This window comes from Streptomyces sp. NPDC046712 (assembly GCF_040645695.1).
In the GTDB taxonomy this organism is placed as follows: domain Bacteria; phylum Actinomycetota; class Actinomycetes; order Streptomycetales; family Streptomycetaceae; genus Streptomyces.
This window is the reverse complement of record NZ_JBEYYW010000009.1, coordinates 103,554-121,455: the sequence shown is the minus strand read 5'-3', so window position 1 is coordinate 121,455 and position 17,902 is coordinate 103,554. Positions and strand designations below refer to the sequence as shown.

General features: G+C 71.0%; 15 protein-coding genes and 1 tRNA gene. 5 read left to right on the top strand and 11 right to left on the bottom strand.

Annotated elements, in window-relative coordinates; translation table 11 throughout:
- Window positions 1-60: 60 nt before the first annotated feature.
- Both ABZ939_RS14500 and ABZ939_RS14495 read right to left on the bottom strand, forming a co-directional pair.
- Window positions 61-735: a TetR/AcrR family transcriptional regulator gene (locus ABZ939_RS14500; protein WP_260230209.1), complete on the bottom strand. Its 675-nt coding sequence runs from the start codon at window positions 733-735 to the stop codon at window positions 61-63.
- Window positions 735-1,703 (bottom strand): fatty acid desaturase, encoded by a 969-nt coding sequence (locus tag ABZ939_RS14495; protein WP_361853521.1) that lies wholly within the window; start codon window positions 1,701-1,703, stop codon window positions 735-737. The genes ABZ939_RS14500 and ABZ939_RS14495 overlap by 1 nt, the downstream gene beginning before the upstream one ends.
- Window positions 1,704-1,965: 262 nt before the next feature.
- Here ABZ939_RS14495 and ppc point away from each other — a divergent pair, with 262 nt between their 5' ends.
- Window positions 1,966-4,695 (top strand): phosphoenolpyruvate carboxylase, encoded by a 2,730-nt coding sequence (gene ppc, locus ABZ939_RS14490; RefSeq protein ID WP_361853518.1) that lies wholly within the window; start codon window positions 1,966-1,968, stop codon window positions 4,693-4,695.
- A 76-nt stretch (window positions 4,696-4,771) separates the two neighbouring features.
- Here ppc and ABZ939_RS14485 read toward each other — a convergent pair whose 3' ends face one another.
- The 4 genes from ABZ939_RS14485 to ABZ939_RS14470 form a co-directional block, all read right to left on the bottom strand.
- Window positions 4,772-5,467, bottom strand: a complete 696-nt coding sequence (locus ABZ939_RS14485; protein ID WP_361853515.1) for an LPXTG cell wall anchor domain-containing protein — start codon at window positions 5,465-5,467, stop codon at window positions 4,772-4,774.
- 139 nt (window positions 5,468-5,606) lie between these two features.
- A complete protein-coding gene (locus ABZ939_RS14480; RefSeq protein WP_361853512.1) occupies window positions 5,607-6,050 on the bottom strand; it encodes a hypothetical protein in 444 nt (147 codons plus the stop codon).
- Window positions 6,051-6,089: 39 nt separating this feature from the next.
- Window positions 6,090-6,686, bottom strand: a complete 597-nt coding sequence (gene pth, locus ABZ939_RS14475) for an aminoacyl-tRNA hydrolase (RefSeq protein WP_361853509.1) — start codon at window positions 6,684-6,686, stop codon at window positions 6,090-6,092.
- Window positions 6,687-6,788: 102 nt separating this feature from the next.
- The gene (locus ABZ939_RS14470; protein ID WP_361853506.1) at window positions 6,789-7,385 is read right to left on the bottom strand and encodes a 50S ribosomal protein L25/general stress protein Ctc; all 597 of its coding nucleotides are present in this window, start codon (window positions 7,383-7,385) and stop codon (window positions 6,789-6,791) included.
- Between the two features lie 266 nt (window positions 7,386-7,651).
- Between ABZ939_RS14470 and ABZ939_RS14465 the strand changes: the two genes are divergently transcribed.
- The 3 genes from ABZ939_RS14465 (at window position 7,652) to ABZ939_RS14455 (ending at window position 12,203) form a co-directional block, all read left to right on the top strand.
- On the top strand, window positions 7,652-8,611 hold the full coding sequence (locus tag ABZ939_RS14465) for a LysR substrate-binding domain-containing protein (protein WP_361853503.1): 960 nt from the start codon (window positions 7,652-7,654) through the stop codon (window positions 8,609-8,611).
- Entirely contained in the window at window positions 8,608-9,486 is an 879-nt protein-coding gene (locus ABZ939_RS14460; RefSeq protein WP_361853500.1) for a serine hydrolase, read from the top strand. Before ABZ939_RS14465 ends, ABZ939_RS14460 begins: the two co-directional genes overlap by 4 nt.
- Before the next feature lie 158 nt (window positions 9,487-9,644).
- Window positions 9,645-12,203: a S8 family serine peptidase gene (locus ABZ939_RS14455; protein ID WP_361853497.1), complete on the top strand. Its 2,559-nt coding sequence runs from the start codon at window positions 9,645-9,647 to the stop codon at window positions 12,201-12,203.
- Between the two features lie 72 nt (window positions 12,204-12,275).
- Here the strand turns inward: ABZ939_RS14455 and ABZ939_RS14450 are convergent, their stop codons facing one another.
- From ABZ939_RS14450 to ABZ939_RS14440, 3 genes are all read right to left on the bottom strand, one after another.
- A complete protein-coding gene (locus ABZ939_RS14450) occupies window positions 12,276-13,250 on the bottom strand; it encodes a ribose-phosphate diphosphokinase (RefSeq protein ID WP_361438549.1) in 975 nt (324 codons plus the stop codon).
- Between the two features lie 121 nt (window positions 13,251-13,371).
- The gene (glmU, locus tag ABZ939_RS14445) at window positions 13,372-14,817 is read right to left on the bottom strand and encodes a bifunctional UDP-N-acetylglucosamine diphosphorylase/glucosamine-1-phosphate N-acetyltransferase GlmU (RefSeq protein WP_361853494.1); all 1,446 of its coding nucleotides are present in this window, start codon (window positions 14,815-14,817) and stop codon (window positions 13,372-13,374) included.
- Window positions 14,818-14,937: 120 nt separating this feature from the next.
- Window positions 14,938-15,012 (bottom strand) — tRNA-Gln (locus tag ABZ939_RS14440).
- 157 nt (window positions 15,013-15,169) lie between these two features.
- On the opposite strand from ABZ939_RS14440, the gene ABZ939_RS14435 reads away from it, so the two are divergent.
- Window positions 15,170-16,495 carry a histidine kinase gene (locus ABZ939_RS14435; protein ID WP_361853492.1) on the top strand — a complete coding sequence of 442 codons (1,326 nt, stop codon included), beginning with the start codon at window positions 15,170-15,172 and terminating at the stop codon, window positions 16,493-16,495.
- Between the two features lie 180 nt (window positions 16,496-16,675).
- Here ABZ939_RS14435 and ABZ939_RS14430 read toward each other — a convergent pair whose 3' ends face one another.
- Window positions 16,676-17,167, bottom strand: coding sequence for an SUKH-3 domain-containing protein (locus ABZ939_RS14430; protein ID WP_361853489.1), 492 nt, complete (start codon window positions 17,165-17,167; stop codon window positions 16,676-16,678).
- A gap of 10 nt (window positions 17,168-17,177) precedes the next feature.
- Window positions 17,178-17,687 (bottom strand): YwqJ-related putative deaminase, encoded by a 510-nt coding sequence (locus tag ABZ939_RS14425; RefSeq protein ID WP_361853486.1) that lies wholly within the window; start codon window positions 17,685-17,687, stop codon window positions 17,178-17,180.
- Window positions 17,688-17,902 lie beyond the last annotated feature (215 nt).

The window sequence follows — 17,902 nt, the reverse complement described above, 5'->3', positions numbered from 1 at the left end:
ACCCGGAGATCCGGGGCGGGGCGCCCGTGCGGGGAGCGGGGGTGGTGCGGGATCGGACCGTCAGCTCTTGCGGTGCCCTATCAGCCGCGGCTTCTGCTCGAGACCGTCCAGGCCGTGCCACGCCAGATTCACCAGATGCGCCGCGACCTCCGCCTTCTTCGGCTTGCGGACGTCCAGCCACCACTGGCCCGTCAGCGCCACGCTGCCCACCAGCGCCTGCGCGTACAGCGGGGCCAGCTTCGGGTCGAAGCCGCGGGCCTTGAACTCCAGACCCAGGATGTCCTCGACCTGTGTGGCGATGTCGCTGATGAGCGAGGCGAACGTGCCGGTCGACTGGGCCACCGGGGAGTCGCGGACCAGGATCCGGAAACCGTCGGTGTACCGCTCGATGTAGTCGAGCAGCGCGAAGGCCGCCTGCTCCAGGAGCTCGCGCGGATGGCCCGCCGTCAGCGCCCCGGTCACCATGTCGAGCAGTTGGCGCATCTCCCGGTCGACCACGACCGCGTACAGCCCCTCCTTGCCGCCGAAGTGCTCGTACACCACCGGCTTGGAGACCCCGGCCTTCGCCGCGATCTCCTCCACCGACGTGCCCTCGAAGCCCTTCGCGGCGAAGAGTGTCCGGCCGATGTCCAGCAGCTGCTCCCGGCGCTCCGCGCCCGTCATCCGCACCCGGCGGCCACGCCGGGGCTTGTTCTCGCTGCTGCTGGTACTGCCGTCGATCGCCACGTTCTCCATCATGCCGCGTCGGCGGGCTCGCCCCGGCGCCGGGCTTCGATCCGGGTGGCGTTCGGCCAGCGCACGTCGTACGCCCAGCCCAGCTGCTCGAACCAGCGGATCAGTCGCGCGCTGGAGTCGATCTGGCCGCGCAGCACCCCGTGCCGGGCCGAGGTCGGGTCCGCGTGGTGCAGGTTGTGCCAGGACTCGCCGCAGGACAGCACGGCCAGCCACCACACGTTGCCCGAGCGGTCACGGGACTTGAAGGGGCGCTTGCCGACCGCGTGACAGATCGAGTTGATCGACCACGTGACGTGGTGCAGCAGCGCGACCCGGACCAGCGAACCCCAGAAGAACGCGGTGAACGCGCCCCACCAGGACATCGTCACCAGACCGCCGATCAGCGGCGGGATCATCAGGGACAGAATCGTCCAGAAGATGAAGTCGCGGGAGATCCGGCGGATCGCCGGGTCCTTGATCAGATCGGGCGCGTACTTGGCCTGCGGCGTGCGCTCCTCGTCGAACATCCAGCCGATGTGCGCCCACCACAGCCCCTTCATCAGGGCCGGCACGGTCTCGCCGAAGCGCCACGGCGAGTGCGGGTCTCCCTCGGCGTCGGAGAACTTGTGGTGCTTGCGGTGGTCCGCCACCCAGCGCACCAGCGGACCCTCCACCGCGAGCGAGCCCATGATCGCCAGGGCGATCCGCAGCGGACGCTTGGCCTTGAACGAGCCGTGCGTGAAGTAGCGGTGGAAGCCGATCGTGATGCCGTGGCAGCCGATGTAGTACATCGCGACCAGCAGGCCCAGATCGAGCCAGGACACGCCGCCCCAGCTCCAGGCCAGCGGCACGGCCGCGACCAAGGCGATGAAGGGCACCGTGATGAACAGCAGCAGCGTGATCTGCTCGATCGATCGCTTTTTGTCCCCGCCGAGCGTGCCGGAGGGTAGGTCCTGTTCGGTTTCGAGCATCTCGGTGCTTGTGGTCATGGCTGTCCCCTGGGGATGAAGGGATGAGGGATGAAGGCGAGGATGAAAGTGAGCGGAATGGGACGAAAGGAGCGCGTGGCTACGGTTCCGTAACCTACGGCGACGTAAGTATGGCAGCGCGGTGGCGCGCGGCAAGAGGGCGCAAGAGGGGCTAAGGCGGAGTCCAGGGAGTGGACACCTATCCTGTGTGCGTCGGACAGCGCGGTCCGCAAGCCTCCAGTACCCCTCCAGACGTGCTCAAACACTGCAAGGAGCCGCACCTGTGAGCAGTGCCGACCAGACCCCCACCGCCAGCGCCGAGCTGCGTTCCGACATCCGCCGACTGGGCGACCTCCTGGGCGAGACCCTCGTCCGCCAGGAGGGACACGAGCTTCTCGACCTCGTCGAGAAGGTCCGCAGCCTCACCCGCGAGAACGGCGAGGCAGCCGCCGAGCTGCTGGGCGAGACCGATCTGGAGACCGCCACCAAGCTGGTGCGCGCCTTCTCCACGTACTTCCATCTGGCGAACGTCACCGAGCAGGTCCACCGCGGCCGCGAGATGCGCGAGAAGCGCGCCGCCGAGGGCGGGCTGCTCGCCCGCACCGCCGACATGCTCAAGGACGGCGACCCGCAGCACGTCCGCGAGACGGTACGGAACCTCAACGTACGGCCGGTCTTCACCGCACACCCCACCGAGGCCGCCCGCCGCTCGGTCCTCAACAAGCTGCGCCGGATCGCCGCCCTCCTGGAGACGCCGGTCATCGAGGCCGACCGGCGCCGCCACGACCTGCGGCTCGCCGAGAACATCGACCTCATCTGGCAGACCGACGAGCTCCGGGTCGTCCGCCCCGAGCCCGCCGACGAGGCCCGCAACGCCATCTACTACCTCGACGAGCTGCACGCCGGCGCCGTCGGCGACGTCCTGGAGGACCTCGCCGCCGAGCTGGAGCGCGTCGGCGTCGAGCTGCCCTCCGGGACCCGCCCGCTGACCTTCGGCACCTGGATCGGCGGCGACCGCGACGGCAACCCCAACGTGACCCCGCAGGTCACCTGGGACGTGCTGATCCTCCAGCACGAGCACGGCATCACCGACGCCCTCGAACTCGTCGACGAGCTGCGCGGCTTCCTCTCCAACTCCATCCGCTACGCGGGAGCGACCGAGGAACTCCTCACCTCTCTCCAGCGCGACCTGGAGAACCTGCCGGAGATCAGCCCCCGCTACAAGCGGCTCAACGCCGAGGAGCCGTACCGGCTCAAGGCCACCTGCATCCGCCAGAAGCTCGTCAACACCCGCGAGCGCCTCGCGAAGGGCACGCAGCACCAGGAGGGGCGCGACTACCTCGGCACCTCCGAGCTGGTCCACGACCTCGCGCTGATCCAGACCTCGCTGCGAGAGCACCGCGGCGCGCTGTTCGCCGACGGCCGGATGGACCGCACCATCCGCACCCTGTCCGCGTTCGGCCTCCAGCTCGCCACCATGGACGTCCGCGAGCACGCCGACGCCCACCACCACGCGCTCGGCCAGCTCTTCGACCGGCTCGGCGAGGAGTCCTGGCGGTACGCCGACATGCCGCGCGACTACCGGCAGAAGCTGCTCGCCAAGGAGCTGCGCTCCCGCCGCCCCCTCGCGCCCACGCCGGCCCCGCTGGACGCGGCCGGACAGAAGACCCTCGGCGTGTTCCATACGATCAAGGAGTCCTTCGAGCGCTTCGGCCCCGAGGTCATCGAGTCGTACATCATCTCGATGTGCCAGGGCGCCGACGACGTGTTCGCCGCCGCCGTCCTGGCCCGTGAGGCCGGTCTGATCGACCTGCACGGCGGCTGGGCCAAGATCGGCATCGTGCCGCTCCTGGAGACCACCGACGAGCTGAAGGCCGCCGACGTCATCCTCGACGGCATGCTCGCCGACCCCTCCTACCGCCGTCTCGTCTCGCTCCGCGGCGACGTGCAGGAGGTCATGCTCGGCTACTCCGACTCGTCCAAGTTCGGCGGCATCACCACCTCGCAGTGGGAGATCCACCGCGCCCAGCGCCGGCTCCGCGACGTCGCCCACCGCTACGGCGTCCGCCTGCGCCTCTTCCACGGCCGCGGCGGCACCGTCGGCCGCGGTGGCGGCCCCTCGCACGACGCGATCCTCGCCCAGCCCTGGGGCACCCTGGAGGGCGAGATCAAGGTGACCGAGCAGGGCGAGGTCATCTCCGACAAGTACCTGATCCCGTCCCTCGCCCGGGAGAACCTCGAACTGACCGTCGCGGCCACGCTGCAGGCATCCGCCCTGCACACCGCGCCGCGCCAGTCCGACGAGTCCCTGGCCCGCTGGGACGCGGCCATGGACACGGTCTCGGAGGCCGCCCACACCGCCTACCGCAAGCTCGTCGAGGACCCCGGCCTGCCGGCGTACTTCCTCGCCTCCACCCCCGTCGACCAGCTCGCCGACCTGCACCTGGGCTCACGGCCCTCGCGCCGCCCCGGCTCCGGCGTCTCCCTCGACGGACTCCGCGCCATCCCGTGGGTGTTCGGCTGGACGCAGTCCCGGCAGATCGTCCCCGGCTGGTTCGGCGTCGGCTCCGGCCTCAAGGCGCTGCGCGAGGCCGGCCTCGACGAGGTCCTCGGCGAGATGTACGAGCGCTGGCACTTCTTCCGCAACTTCCTCTCCAACGTCGAGATGACGCTGGCGAAGACGGACCTGCGGATCGCCCGCCACTACGTCGACACGCTCGTCCCGGACGAGCTGAAGCACGTCTTCGAGACCATCGAGGCGGAGCACGCGCTCACCGTCGCGGAGGTCCTGAAGATCACGGGCGGCGAGAAGCTGCTCGACTCCAACCCGGTGCTCCAGCAGACCTTCGCGATCCGCGACGCCTACCTGGACCCGATCTCCTACCTCCAGGTGGCCCTGCTGGCCCGCCAGCGCGCGGCCGCCGAGCGCGGCGAGGACGCGGACCCGCTGCTCGCACGGGCGCTGCTGCTCACGGTGAACGGTGTGGCGGCGGGCCTGCGCAACACCGGCTGACACCCGCCACACGGGACGACCGTGCCCCCGTCGGAAGCATCTTCCGACGGGGGCACGGTCGTTGTCGCTACGGCCCTCAGTGCTGCTGGGCCTTGCGGCGGCGCGTCACCAGGAACGCACCCGCACCCGCGAGGGCGACGGCGGCGGCGGCGATGATGCCGACGGGGGCGCTGGAGCCGGTCTCGGCCAGGTCACCACCGGTGTTGCTGCTGCCGGAGGCGGACGGCGTCGCACCGGCCGACGCGGAGTCGGTGGCGGAGGGCGTGGCGCCCGGCGTGGTCGGCGACGCCGACTCGCTCGGGGTGCCGGAGGGGGTCTCGGACGGCGTGGTCGACGGGGTGCCCGAAGGGGTCTCGCTCGGCTTGCACTTGGACTTGAAGACCTTGTGCTTGGCGCGGCCGTTCTCGCCCTCCCAGTTCCAGAACAGCTTGTACTGGCCGTCCGGGAGGGTCATGTCCTCGGTGCGCTCGTGGCCGTCGGCGTCGAGCGTGATGAGACCGGACTTGACGGTGGTGCCCTTGTCCTGGTCGTTGTTCGCCCAGGCCTCGATGTGCCAGTTGACCTTCTGGCCGGCGTCGAAGCCGAAGGCGTCGAGGTAGAAGCTGCAGACCTTGGGCTCGTTCTTACGGAGCTCCTCACCGGTCTTGGAGTCGTGAATCTTCACGGTGCCGTTGTCACCGTTCGTGCCCGTGGCGGAAGCGGCGGGGGCCAGCACCAGGGAACCCGCCATGGCCGCGACCAGCGCGCCGGCGGGGATGAGGGATCGTCGCATGTGCAGTCGTCCATCTGAGAGATGAGAGGGTTGCCGTGGGAGGTGGCGGGGGGCAGCCTATCCGCACCTTTAAGCCACCCTTAACCCAAGGGTTCATAACAATCCCGCCCGTTCGCGCCACGGCGTCCGGAAACATTCGTCAGAGCGCGAAGAACGCCGCCAGCAGCAGCGCGCCGCCCACCCCCGCCAGCGACCACGCCGTCCTCGTCAGTCGCAGCCCGCCCCCGACGAGCGGCGCCGCGAGCAGCAGGGCCCCGCCCAGCGGCAGCCAGGCGTGCAGGCCGCCGCCCCATCCCGTCCGTACGGCCTCCGTCGTGCCCGGCTTCACGACCACCGGCAGGGTCTGGCCCTTGGCGGCCGCCACCGAGCGGTCGATGGTCAGGGTGGTGTGCGGCGAAGGCGGACCGTCCGGGACGTAACGGCCGCTGCACGTCTCCTCGTTGCAGCCGGTCACCGTCAGCGTGCCGTGCTCACGGCCCTTGGGCAGCAGGACGTGCTGCGCCGTGCCCCAGGACGACCAGACGCCCGCGACGACGAGCAGCAGGGCGACCAGGACCATGGCGGCGTTACGGGCGTGCGTCATGGTCCGCGATCGTACAGTCGTACTGTCTCGGCGAGTCGGTCAGGAGTTGTACGCCGACTGCGCGCGCTCCAGACCCTCCGCCACCAGGCATTCGACGGAGTCCGCCGCCCGGTCCACGAAGTAGTCGAGCTCCTTGCGCTCCGTCGAGGAGAAGTCCTTCAGGACGAAGTCGGCGACCTGCATCCGGCCCGGCGGACGGCCGATGCCGAACCGCACCCGGTGGTAGTCGGCGCCCATCGCCTTCGTCATCGACTTCAGACCGTTGTGGCCGTTGTCGCCGCCGCCGATCTTCAGCCGCAACACGCCGTAGTCGATGTCCAGTTCGTCGTGGATCGCCACGACATGCGCCGTGGGCACCTTGTAGAAGTCGCGCAGCGCCGTGACCGGGCCGCCCGAAAGGTTCATGTACGACATCGGCTTCGCGAGGATCACCCGGCGGTTGGCGGGCCCGGGCGGACCCATCCGGCCCTCGACGACCTGCGCCTGCGCCTTCTGCGCCCGCTTGAACTTCCCGCCGATGCGCTCCGCGAGCAGGTCCACGACCATGAAGCCCACGTTGTGGCGGTTGGCCGCGTACTCCGGCCCGGGGTTGCCGAGGCCGACGATCAGCCAGGGGGCGTTGGCGTCGTCCGTCATGGGGGTCTCGTCTCCTCGTGTGCGTACCGGCATGTGTACAGAAGAAACGGGGTGACGGGCCGCACGGCCCGTCACCCCGTCACGTCAGGCAGAGCCTACGGCTCAGGCCTCGGCGCCCTCGGCGGCCTCGCCCTCGGCGCCCTCGGCGGCCGGCTCCTCGGCCTGCGCGGCCAGGATCTGGATGGCGACGGCGTCCTCGTCGGTCACCAGGGTCGTGCCCTTGGGCAGCGCGATGTCCTTGGCGAGGATGGAGGCACCGGCCTCCAGGCCCTCGATGGAGACCGTGACGGACTCGGGGATGTGGGTGGCCTCGGCCTCGACGGAGAGCGTGTTCAGCACGTGCTCCACCAGGAAGCTGCCCGGGGCCAGCTCACCCTCGGTCTCGATGACGATCTCGACGGTGACCTTCTCGCCGCGCTTCACGAGGAGCAGGTCGACGTGCTCGATGAAGCCCTTCAGCGGGTCGCGCTGGACGGCCTTCGGGATCGCCAGCTCGTTCTTGCCCTCGAGCTCGAGGGAGAGCAGGACGTTCGGGGTACGCAGGGCGAGCAGCAGCTCGTGGCCCGGCAGGTTGATGTGGACCGGCTCGGTGCCGTGACCGTAGAGAACGCCGGGGACCTTGCCCTCGCGGCGGACGCGGCGCGCCGCACCCTTGCCGAACTCGGTACGGGTCTCGGTGGCGAGCTTCACCTCGGACATGTGCACTCCTCGTAGATGGTGACGAACAACGGTGGTCACCCGGCCACGACTGGCGATGGCCTGCTACGAAGAGCGCGTCGATAACGGACCGCCGTACCTCGCTGGGTACGGCCTCCCTCGCCGAGCAACTACGGCAGTCTACTCGCCGCCCGCCGCGCCACCCAATTGGATCACCCGGCAGCGGATCACCCGGCCCCCGGCCGGCCGGCTCCGCCCGTCATCGGCATCGCCGTGGGAGGGATGGCGCCTGCCTATCCTTGCCGCTCATGGACCTGCTGCTGCATCTGCGGTACTTCCGGACCGTGGCCGAGGAGGGACACTTCGGACGCGCCGCCGAGCGCCTGCACATGGCCCAGCCCTCCCTCTCCCAGCGCATCCGGCGTCTCGAACGCGAACTCGGCGTCCGGCTGCTCGACCGCTCCAGCCGCGGCACCACCCTCACCCCCGCGGGCCGCCTCGTCCTCACCGAGGCCGGGCACCTGCTCGCCGCCGCCGACCGGCTCACCGCCGCCGTCGCCCGCGTCCGCAGCGGCCAGGCCGGCACCCTGCGGGCCGCCGTCCCGCCCCGCCTCGGCGCCGCGGCCGTCGGCGCCCTGCTCATCGCCTTCCGGGACCGTTCCCCGGGCGGCGACCTCGACCTGCGGGAGCTCTCCAGCGCCGAGCAGATCGCCGAACTCGCCGCCGGCACCCTCGACGCCGGCGTCGTCCGCCACCCGTGCCCCGCGCCCGGCCTCGCCTTCGGTCCCGTCCTGCACCAGCCCCTCGGCGTCCTGCTCTCCGCCGCCGACCCCCTCGCCGCCCTCCCCGAGGTCCCCGCCGCCGCCCTCACCGGCCGCGACCTCGTTCTCTTCCCGCGCGCCGAGGCCCCCGCCCTGCACGACGAGACCCTCACCGCCTGCGCCCGGCACGGCTGCACCCCCGGCGCCGTCCACGCGGCCGCGGGACCCGACTTCACCCGCGGACTCGTCCTCTCCGGGGGCGCCGTCGCCCTCGAACCGCACTCCCCGTCCGAGCCCGGCACCGTCTGGCGCCCCCTGCGCGGCAACCCCGTCACCTGGCGCACCTCCGCGGCCTGGCCCCAGGGCCGGGACGGGCCCGCCGTACGCCTCTTCGCCGAGACCGCCCACGAGACCCTCCGCGACCACGCGGGCATGCTCACCGACACCCCCTCCGGGGCATCCGCGAGGATGCTCTTCCCCCGCCCTGCATCGGAGTTCCCCCTGTGACCGCCGCAGCCCGTACGCGCATCGTCTCGGCCTTCACCGACGCGGGGGTCACCGGACAGCTCTACGCGACCGACATCGACACCGGCGCCTCGGTCGCCGTCGGCGCCGATCCGGAGAGCCCCACCGCGAGCGTCCACAAGCTGTGCGTGATCGCCGCCCTCTACCGGGAAGCCGCCCACGGCCGGCTCGACCTGCGCCGGCCCGTCGACATCCCCGCCGAAGGCCGCTCGCCGGGCGCCACCGGCCTCGCCGTGATGCGCGACGCCGCCCGCCTCTCCCTGCGCGACCTCGCCGGCCTCGCCGTCGCCGTCAGCGACAACACGGCCGCCGACCTGCTCATCGACGCCATCGGCCTGGACACCGTCAACGCCTGCATGACCGGCCTCGGCCTCACCCGTACCGTCGCAGTCCAGTCCATGCGCGAGCTGTACGCGACGCTGCGCGAGGACGCGGGCGGCTCGCCGTCCGCCCTCACCGACCCCGCCGTCGTCGCCCGGCTGCGCGCCCTCGACCCGGCCCGCACCAACCGCTCCACCCCGCGGGAGATCGCCGGCCTGCTCGCCGCGATCTGGCGCGACGAGGTGTGCGCGGGGGAGTACGGGGAGGAGCTGCGCGCCGTTCTCGGGCTCCAGGCGTGGAGCCACCGCCTCGCCGCCGGGTTCCCCTTCGACGACGTCCGGGTCAGCGGCAAGACCGGCTCCCTGCCGACGCTGCGCCATGAGGCCGGGGTTGTCGAGTACCCCGACGGCGGCCGGTACGCCGTGGCCGTCTTCACCCGGGCCGCCGCGACGACGGTGACGCTGCCGGCGGCGGACGCGGTGATCGGACGGGCGGCGCGGATCGCGGTGGACGCGCTGCGGGCGGCGGCGGTCTGAGACCACGGGCCGGACCTCCGTAACGACGTCCTCCCGGTGGCGGCATCTCATGCGTCATAAGGGCGGCGTAAATGGTGATAATGCGTTAAATCCGGGCGGTCCAGGGAGAACCAATGTCGCGGGCGTCCAGGAGGACGCCACCTCGCGACGGAGGAGACATGCTCAAGGGAACTGGCCACCTGGTTCGCGCGCTCGCGCTCTTCTCGGCCGCGGTGGTGATACTCGCCGCACCTGCCGCGTTCGCGCAGGAGGGGCCCGCCGTGCCCAGTTCGGCGGCCGAGAATCCGGACCTGTGGTTCGTCGAGCTCCAGAGTCCGCCGACGACGGACGGCACCAACCTGAGCACCACCCGGCGCGAGAAGGCGGCGTTCCGCGCGGAGGCGCGGCGCAGAGGACTGGAGTTCAGCGAGCGCCACGCGTTCGACACGCTCTGGAACGGGCTCTCGATCAGGCTCGCCCCCTCGCAGCTCGACGCCCTGTCACAGGTGCCGGGCGTGCGGGCGCTCTACCCCGTCGACACCGTCGCGCTTCCCCCGCGGCAGGACGTCGCCGACCTCCAGCTCGCCACCGCGACGGCGATGACCGGGGCCGACGTCGCCCAGAACGAACTCGGACTCAGCGGCTCGGGCGTCACGGTCGGAGTGATCGACACCGGCATCGACTACGACCACCCGGACCTCGGCGGCTGCTTCGGCCCCGGCTGCCGCGTCGTCGGCGGCTACGACTTCGTCGGCGACGACTTCACGGGCGAGGACACGCCCCCGGTCCCCGACGCGGACCCGGACGACTGTGACGGGCACGGCACCCACGTGGCGGGCAACATCGGGGCGAACGGCCAGGTCGACGGAGTCGCGCCCGGCGTCACGTTCGCCGCCTACAGGGTCTTCGGATGCGAGGGCCAGGTCACCGTCGACGTCGCCCTCCAGGCAATGGAGCGGGCCCTCGCCGACCGGGTGGACGTGGTCAACATGTCCTTCGGCGCCGATTTCGCCTGGCCTCAGCACCCGTTCGCCCAGGGGGCCGACCGACTCGTCCGCCGGGGCATCCCGGTCATCGCGTCCATCGGCAACGAGGGCCAGAGCGGCCTCTACTCCGGCGGCGCCCCCGGCGTCGCCACCCAGGCCATCGGCGTCGCCTCCTTCGACAACACACACATCAGGCTGGGGACGTTCACGATCACCCCGGACGGCCAGAAGATCGGATACTCCCCGGCCGTCGGCGCACCGGCACCCCCCACCAGCGGCAGCTTCCCGATGGCAAGGACCGGCACGCCCACCACACCCGACGACGCCTGCGACCCCCTGCCGGCCGGCAGCCTGACCGGCCAGGTCGCACTCATCCGACGTGGCATCTGCAGCTTCCACACCAAGGCCAGGAACGCCGAACTCGCCGGAGCGGCCGGAGTGGTGATGTACAACAACACGGCAGGACGGTTCGGCGCGAGCCTCTCCGGCACGCCTGCCGTGACCATTCCCGTCGTCACCGTCTCCGACAGCGAAGGCATCCTGATCGACAGTCGGCTCGCCGACGGACCGGTCACCATGACCTGGACAGCGGACGTCGACGACTTCCCGAACGCCACGGGCAACCAGATCTCGTCCTTCAGCTCGTACGGCCCCGGCCCGGACCTCGCCCTCAAGCCCGACCTCGGCGCGCCGGGCGGCTTCATCCGCTCCACGTACCCCGTCGAACAGGGCGGCTACGCCACGCTCAGCGGGACCTCCATGTCGGCCCCGCACGTCGCCGGCGCGGTCGCGCTGCTCCTGGAGGGCAAGCCCAACACCCCCGCGAGCGCCGTGCGCACGATCCTGCAGAACACCGCCGACCCGAAGGCGCCGTCCGGCGATCCGGGCGCCCTCGACAACGTGCACCGGCAGGGCGGTGGCATGCTCGACATCCCCGGCGCGGTACTCGCGCAGGCGAGGGTCGAGCCCAGCAAGCTCTCGCTCGGTGAGAGCCAGGCGGGACCGGTGACGCGGACCCTCACGATCAGGAACCAGAGCAACGCGCCGAGGACGTACCACCTCACGCACGCGCCCGCACTGGCCACCGGACCGGACACCTTCGACGTCACCCACCACGACGCACCGGCGACCGTCGCGTTCACCTCGGCCGGGAACCCCGTCACGAGCGTGACCGTGCCCCGCGGCGGAAGCGCGTCGGTCACCGCCACCATCACGGCGCCCGGGTCGCTCGCGGACCGGGGCGTCTACGGCGGCTATCTGACCCTGACCGACACCCAGGCGCCCGCCGAGGTCTACCGGGTCCCCTACACCGGCTTCAAGGGCGACTACCAGTCGATCCCGGTCCTGACCCCGACGTCCAACGGGTTCCCCTGGCTCGCACGATGGGACGGGGACGACTTCCGAAAGGTGCCGCCGGCCTCGTCGACCTTCTCCCTGACCGACGGGCTGAACGTCCCGTACGTGCTCGCCCACGTCGCCCACCCGGTGCGCCGCCTGCGTATCGAGGTCTTCGAGGCCGCCACCGGCCGGCCCTGGCACACGGCGGTCGACTTCCAGTACTTCGAGCGCAACGCCACGACCGGGAACTTCTACTTCTTCCCCTTCAACGGCGTGACGAAGAGAGGGAACAGGACGATCACCGTGCCCGACGGGCAGTACGTACTGAAGCTGACGGTCGTCAAGGCGCTCGGCAACGAACCGGCCGACGTCGAATCCTGGACGTCACCCGCGTTCACCATCGACCGCCCGTAGATCGCCCCTGGATGGCCGAAAAGGGCCGCCTCCCCGAGGGGAAGCGGCCCTTTCTCGTGCCTACGCCTGTGCTCAGTGCTCCTCGAAGAGGCTCGTCACCGAGCCGTCCTCGAACACCTCGCGCACGGCGCGCGCGATGGTCGGGGCGATCGACAGGACCGTGATCTTGTCGAGCTCCAGGGAGCCCGGCACCGGGAGGGTGTCGGTGAAGACGAACTCGCTCACCTTGGAGTTCTTCAGACGGTCGGCGGCCGGCCCGGAGAGGATGCCGTGCGTGGCCGTCACGATGACGTCCTCGGCGCCGTGCGCGAAGAGCGCGTCGGCGGCGGCGCAGATCGTGCCACCGGTGTCCACCATGTCGTCGACCAGGACGCAGACGCGGCCCTTCACGTCGCCGACGACCTCGTGGACGGTCACCTGGTTGGCGACGTCCTTGTCACGGCGCTTGTGGACGATCGCCAGCGGCGCGTCCAGACGGTCGCACCAGCGGTCGGCGACGCGCACGCGGCCGGCGTCGGGGGAGACGATCGTCAGCTTCGTGCGGTCGACCTTGCTGCCCACGTAGTCCGCGAGGACCGGGAGGGCCGACAGGTGGTCCACCGGGCCGTCGAAGAAGCCCTGGATCTGGTCGGTGTGCAGGTCGACCGTGAGGATGCGGTCCGCACCCGAGGTCTTCAGCAGGTCGGCGACCAGACGGGCCGAGATCGGCTCACGACCGCGGTGCTTCTTGTCCTGACGGGCGTAGCCGTACGACGGGATGATCACGGTGATGCTCCGCGCGGAGGCCCGCTTCAGAGCGTCGATCATGATCAGCTGCTCCATGATCCACTTGTTGATCGGAGCCGTGTGGCTCTGGATCAGGAAGCAGTCCGCGCCACGAGCCGACTCCTGGAAGCGGACGTAGATCTCGCCGTTCGCGAAGTCGAAAGCCTTGGTCGGCACGAGGCCGACACCCAGCTGGTGCGCGACCTCCTCGGCCAGCTCGGGGTGGGCGCGGCCGGAGAAGAGCATCAGCTTCTTCTCGCCGGTCGTCTTGATCCCGGTCACAGCACTGTCTCCTCAGACGTGTCTTCTGGCCGCGATCTCCGCGCTCCCGTGCGCGTGTGCGAACCAGCCGAATTTATGTGCACGTATCACGGTACGCCGAGTTCGGCGTACCCGTTTCCGGTCAGCTTTCGCCGGCGGGCTCCTCCGTGGTCGCCTGAGCGGCCTGTGCGGCGGCGCTGCCGGGTCGCTTGCGGGCCACCCAACCCTCGATATTCCGCTGCTGGCCCCGGGCGACGGCGAGTGCGCCGGCCGGTACGTCCTTGGTGATGACGGACCCGGCGGCGGTGTACGCGCCGTCCCCGATCGTGACAGGCGCCACAAACATGTTGTCCGAGCCCGTCTTGCAGTGTGAGCCGACCGTGGTGTGGTGCTTCGCCTCGCCGTCGTAGTTCACGAAGACGCTCGCGGCGCCGATGTTCGTGTACTCGCCGATCGTGGCGTCGCCCACGTAGGAGAGGTGCGGGACCTTGGTGCCCTCGCCGATCGTGGCGTTCTTCATCTCCACGTACGTGCCGGCCTTGGCCTTCAGGCCGAGCTTGGTGCCCGGACGGAGGTACGCGAACGGTCCCACGGAGGCGCGCTCGCCGATCACGGCGGAGTCGGCGACCGTGGTGTCCACCCGGGCGCCCTTGCCGACGTGGGTGTCCTTCAGGCGGGTGTTGGGGCCGACCTCGGCGTCCTCGCCGATGTGGGTGGCGCCGAGCAGCTGCGTACCGGGGTGGACGACGGAGTCCGGCTCGAAGGTCACCGTGACGTCGACGAGGACGGAGGAGGGGTCGACGATCGTGACGCCGGCCGTCATCGCCCGCTCCAGGAGGCGCTGGTTGAGCAGGGCGCGGGCCTCGGCGAGCTGGACCCGGTTGTTGATGCCGAGGATCTCGCGGTGGTCGCCGGCGACCGATGCGCCGACCCGGTGACCGGCCTCGCGGAGGATGGACAGCACGTCGGTGAGGTACTCCTCGCCCTGGCTGTTGTCCGTGCGCACCTTGCCGAGGGCGTCGGCGAGCAGCCGGCCGTCGAACGCGAACACCCCGGAGTTGATCTCACGGATCGCCCGCTGCTCGTCCGTGGCGTCCTTGTGCTCGACGATCGCGGTGACGGCGCCCGAGGCGTCCCGGACGATGCGCCCGTAGCCGGTGGAGTCCGGCACCTCGGCGGTCAGCACGGTGACGGCGTTGCCGTCGGCGGCGTGGGTGCCGGCCAGCGCCTTCAGGGTCTCCCCGGAGAGCAGGGGGGTGTCGCCGCACACGACGACGACGGTGCCGTCGGGGGCCTGGCCCAGCTCCTCGAGACCCATGCGGACGGCGTGACCGGTGCCGTTCTGCTCGTGCTGCACGGCGGTACGGGTGCCGGCGTAGTGCGCGTCGAGATGGGCGGTGACCTGCTCGCGGGCGTGTCCGACGATCACGACGAGCTGCTCGGGCTCCAGCTCGCGCGCGGCGGAGACGACGTGTCCGACGAGGGAGCGTCCGGCGATTTCGTGCAGGACCTTGGGGGTCTTCGACTTCATGCGGGTGCCCTCACCCGCTGCGAGGACGACGACGGCGGCCGGGCGGTTGGCGCTCACGGGAATGCCCTTCGGCTTCGGGTGGTGGACATCCGCAGGATACCGGGGGGTTCCGGCCCGGAAATGAGTGCGGGTCCGGACCGAGATGGTCTGGACCCGTTGAAGACCGGCAAAAGTGTGTGGCTCCCCCGCCAGGACTCGAACCCGGACATAAGGCACCAAAAGCCTCAGTGCTGCCAATTACACCACAGGGGAATGATCCCGACTGAACCGGACATTCGCCCCGGTCGTCGGACCGGTACCCCACACTATGCCGTACCGAGGGGCCTCGCCGCGACGGTGATGATCGGCCTTTGCCCGGACGGCCCAGGTCTCCCGAAAACGGGTGGCACCCGCCCGTAGGCTGGAGGGCATGACCACAACGGGGGCGTACCAGGACGCGGCGGGTTCCGCCGCGCGGGGCTGGTGGTGGTGGGGGAGACGGCGCAGTGCGGTGCTCGACGGCGGACTCGCCGTCGTGTCCGCGCTGGAGTGCGGGCTCGAAGGGGTCGGCTTCGCCGACCAGGCGGGGCTGCCCGTGCCCGTGGGGGTGCTGTTCGGGCTGATCGTCGGGTCCGTGCTGCTCGTACGGCGCCGATGGCCGATCGTCGTCGTCCTGGTGTCGATCGCCGTCACGCCCGCCGAGATGGGCTATCTGATGGGGATCGTCGGGCTCTACACGCTCGCCGCCTCCGAGGTGCCCCGCCGGATCACGGCCGCGCTCGCCGGTATGTCGACGGTCGCCGTCTTCATCGTCACGGTGGTGCGGGTGCGCCAGGACGTCGCCCAGGCGGACGTCGGTCAGCCGGACTTCGATCCCAGTGGCTGGTACGTCCCGACCGTCGCGCTCTTCATGACACTGGGCCTCAACGCGCCCCCTGTTCTCTTCGGCCTCTACATAGGGGCCCGGCGGCGGCTCATGGAGAGCCTGCGGGAGCGCGCCGACAGCCTGGAACAGGAACTGTCGCTGCTCGCCGACCGCGCGGAGCAGCGCGCCCAGTGGGCGCGGCAGGAGGAGCGGACCCGGATCGCGCGCGAGATGCACGACGTGGTCGCGCACCGGGTGTCCCTGATGGTCGTGCACGCGGCGGCGCTGCAGGCGGTCGCGCTGAAGGACCCGCAGAAGGCGGTGAAGAACGCGGCGCTGGTCGGCGACATGGGCCGACAGGCGCTGACGGAGCTGCGCGAGATGCTCGGTGTCCTGCGGGAGGACGCCGCCCCGGCTCCGGCTTCCCCGGTCCCGCTCGCCGCGGTCGGCCGCGCGGCGGCGGCCGCCGCCGAGGCCGCCTCGGAGGACGGGCCGTGCCTGGACGCTCTGGAGGACCTGGTCGAGCAGTCCCGGCAGGCCGGGGTGGTCGTCGAGCTGACGGTCCTCGGCGAGGCACGGGCGTACACCGCGGACGTCGAGCGGACCGCGTACCGGGTGGTCCAGGAAGCGCTGACCAACGTCCACAAGCACGCGGCCGGCGCCAAGGTCATCGTCCGTCTCGCCCATCGGGGCACGGAGGTCGCGATGCAGGTCGAGAACGGTCCCTCGGACGAGGCCGCGACCGACGCCCATCTGCCGAGCGGCGGCAACGGCCTGGTCGGCATGCGGGAGCGCGTCACCCGGCTGGGCGGCGTCTTCGTCTCGGGCCCGACGGACGCGGGCGGCTTCCGGGTGTCGGCGGTACTGCCGGTGGCGGAGCGGGCGGCGTAGCGGGGCCCGGGGTCTGGGCGCGGGCCATCGGATCCCGGACATCGGACCCCAGGCATGGGATCCAGGGCATCGGATCCGGGACATCGGACCCCGGGCAGCATGGGATCCAGGGCATCGGATCCCGGACATTGGATCCCGGACATTGGATCTTGGATCCAATGTCCGATCGGCTTCGCGGGCTCAGCCCGTGACGAGCCGCGTCGGCTGCGCCCCCGTGATCAGCGTCGACAGCGCCGCGTCGATGTCCCGGCCCAGGAACCAGTCACCCGCATGGTCCAGGCTGTACACCCGGCCCTCCTGGTCTATCGCGAGCACCGCCTGGTGCTCGCCCTCCTCCCCGAGCGGGGAGATCTCGGTGCCGAGCGCGCGCCCCAGGTCCGCCAGCGTGCGGGCCAGGTGCAGGCCGGCCAGCGGGTCGAAGCGTACGGTCGCCGGCGCGATCTGCCGGCCACTGCCCGGCGCCGTGACACGCAGGCCGCCGAACTCCGCCCATGCCTCGACGGCCGCCGGGAAGACGCTGTGCCGGTGCCCGCCCGGGGAGACGTGGGCGCGCAGGGTGTCGGCCCACTGTTCGGCGAGTTTGATGTCCCAGCGGCCCGGCTGCCACCCCGCCTCACGGAGGGCGGCGTCGACGTTGACCGGGAATCGGGTGGTGCTCAGGTGGTCGGGCATGGAGGTGCGGTCAGCCGTTCTCGACAGTCGAGGTGGGGTCGACGGTGCGTACCCCGAAGTGGGCGAGCATCGCCGTACAGGAGCGGCAGGGCGCGGCGTAACTGCCGTGCAGCGGGTCGCCGTCCTCGCGGATGCGGCGCGCGGTCAGTTTGGCGTGCTTGAGCGAGCGGCGGGCCTCGCCGTGCGTGAGCGGCTTGCGCTGGGCACGCTTGGAGCGGCCCGTCTCGGTGGCGGTCAGATGACGGGAGAGCAGGATCGCCTCGGGGCACCGGCCGGTGAAGCGCTCGCGCTGCCCGCTGGTGAGCGTGTCCAGGAAGTCCTGGACGAGGGCGTGCAGAACGGGGGGCTGGTCGCCGCGACCGGCGGTGCACGTGAGGGTTTCGCCACGGACGGAGAGCGCGGCGCCGACGGTGGGGAGGATGCCGTCGCGACGGAAGCGCAGTAATGGGGCGCGGCTGGGCTCGGTGCTGCTCCAGTTGAGGCGTGGGTCACCCTGCGTGGGCGTCGGTGCTGCGTACATGGTGCGTGTCTTCCCCTCCTGCAATCCCCCGAGTTGCGGGAACAGACTGCCAAATGGGACGCCTCATGTGGAAGCGGGGTAGAGAAACGTGCTCTCGGCGTGTCGGAACTATCGCCGGTGCGTCATCCGCTCGTGACACTTGGTCACGGACTGTGGCCAAGGCCGTATCGGCCCGGGTGGTGGGCTTGTGGCAGCGCATAGGCTGTGCGGAATCA

Bases quoted from the DNA above. Each gene is read 5' to 3' on its own strand.
- ABZ939_RS14500 (WP_260230209.1), bottom strand. From the start codon at position 735: ATGGAGAACGTGGCGATCGACGGCAGTACCAGCAGCAGCGAGAACAAG.
- ABZ939_RS14495 (WP_361853521.1), bottom strand. From the start codon at position 1,703: ATGACCACAAGCACCGAGATGCTCGAAACCGAACAGGACCTACCCTCC.
- ABZ939_RS14485 (WP_361853515.1), bottom strand. From the start codon at position 5,467: ATGCGACGATCCCTCATCCCCGCCGGCGCGCTGGTCGCGGCCATGGCG.
- ABZ939_RS14480 (WP_361853512.1), bottom strand. From the start codon at position 6,050: ATGACGCACGCCCGTAACGCCGCCATGGTCCTGGTCGCCCTGCTGCTC.
- pth (WP_361853509.1), bottom strand. From the start codon at position 6,686: ATGACGGACGACGCCAACGCCCCCTGGCTGATCGTCGGCCTCGGCAAC.
- ABZ939_RS14470 (WP_361853506.1), bottom strand. From the start codon at position 7,385: ATGTCCGAGGTGAAGCTCGCCACCGAGACCCGTACCGAGTTCGGCAAG.
- ABZ939_RS14465 (WP_361853503.1), top strand. From the start codon at position 7,652: ATGGACCTGCTGCTGCATCTGCGGTACTTCCGGACCGTGGCCGAGGAG.
- ABZ939_RS14455 (WP_361853497.1), top strand. From the start codon at position 9,645: ATGCTCAAGGGAACTGGCCACCTGGTTCGCGCGCTCGCGCTCTTCTCG.
- ABZ939_RS14435 (WP_361853492.1), top strand. From the start codon at position 15,170: ATGACCACAACGGGGGCGTACCAGGACGCGGCGGGTTCCGCCGCGCGG.
- ABZ939_RS14430 (WP_361853489.1), bottom strand. From the start codon at position 17,167: ATGCCCGACCACCTGAGCACCACCCGATTCCCGGTCAACGTCGACGCC.
- ABZ939_RS14425 (WP_361853486.1), bottom strand. From the start codon at position 17,687: ATGTACGCAGCACCGACGCCCACGCAGGGTGACCCACGCCTCAACTGG.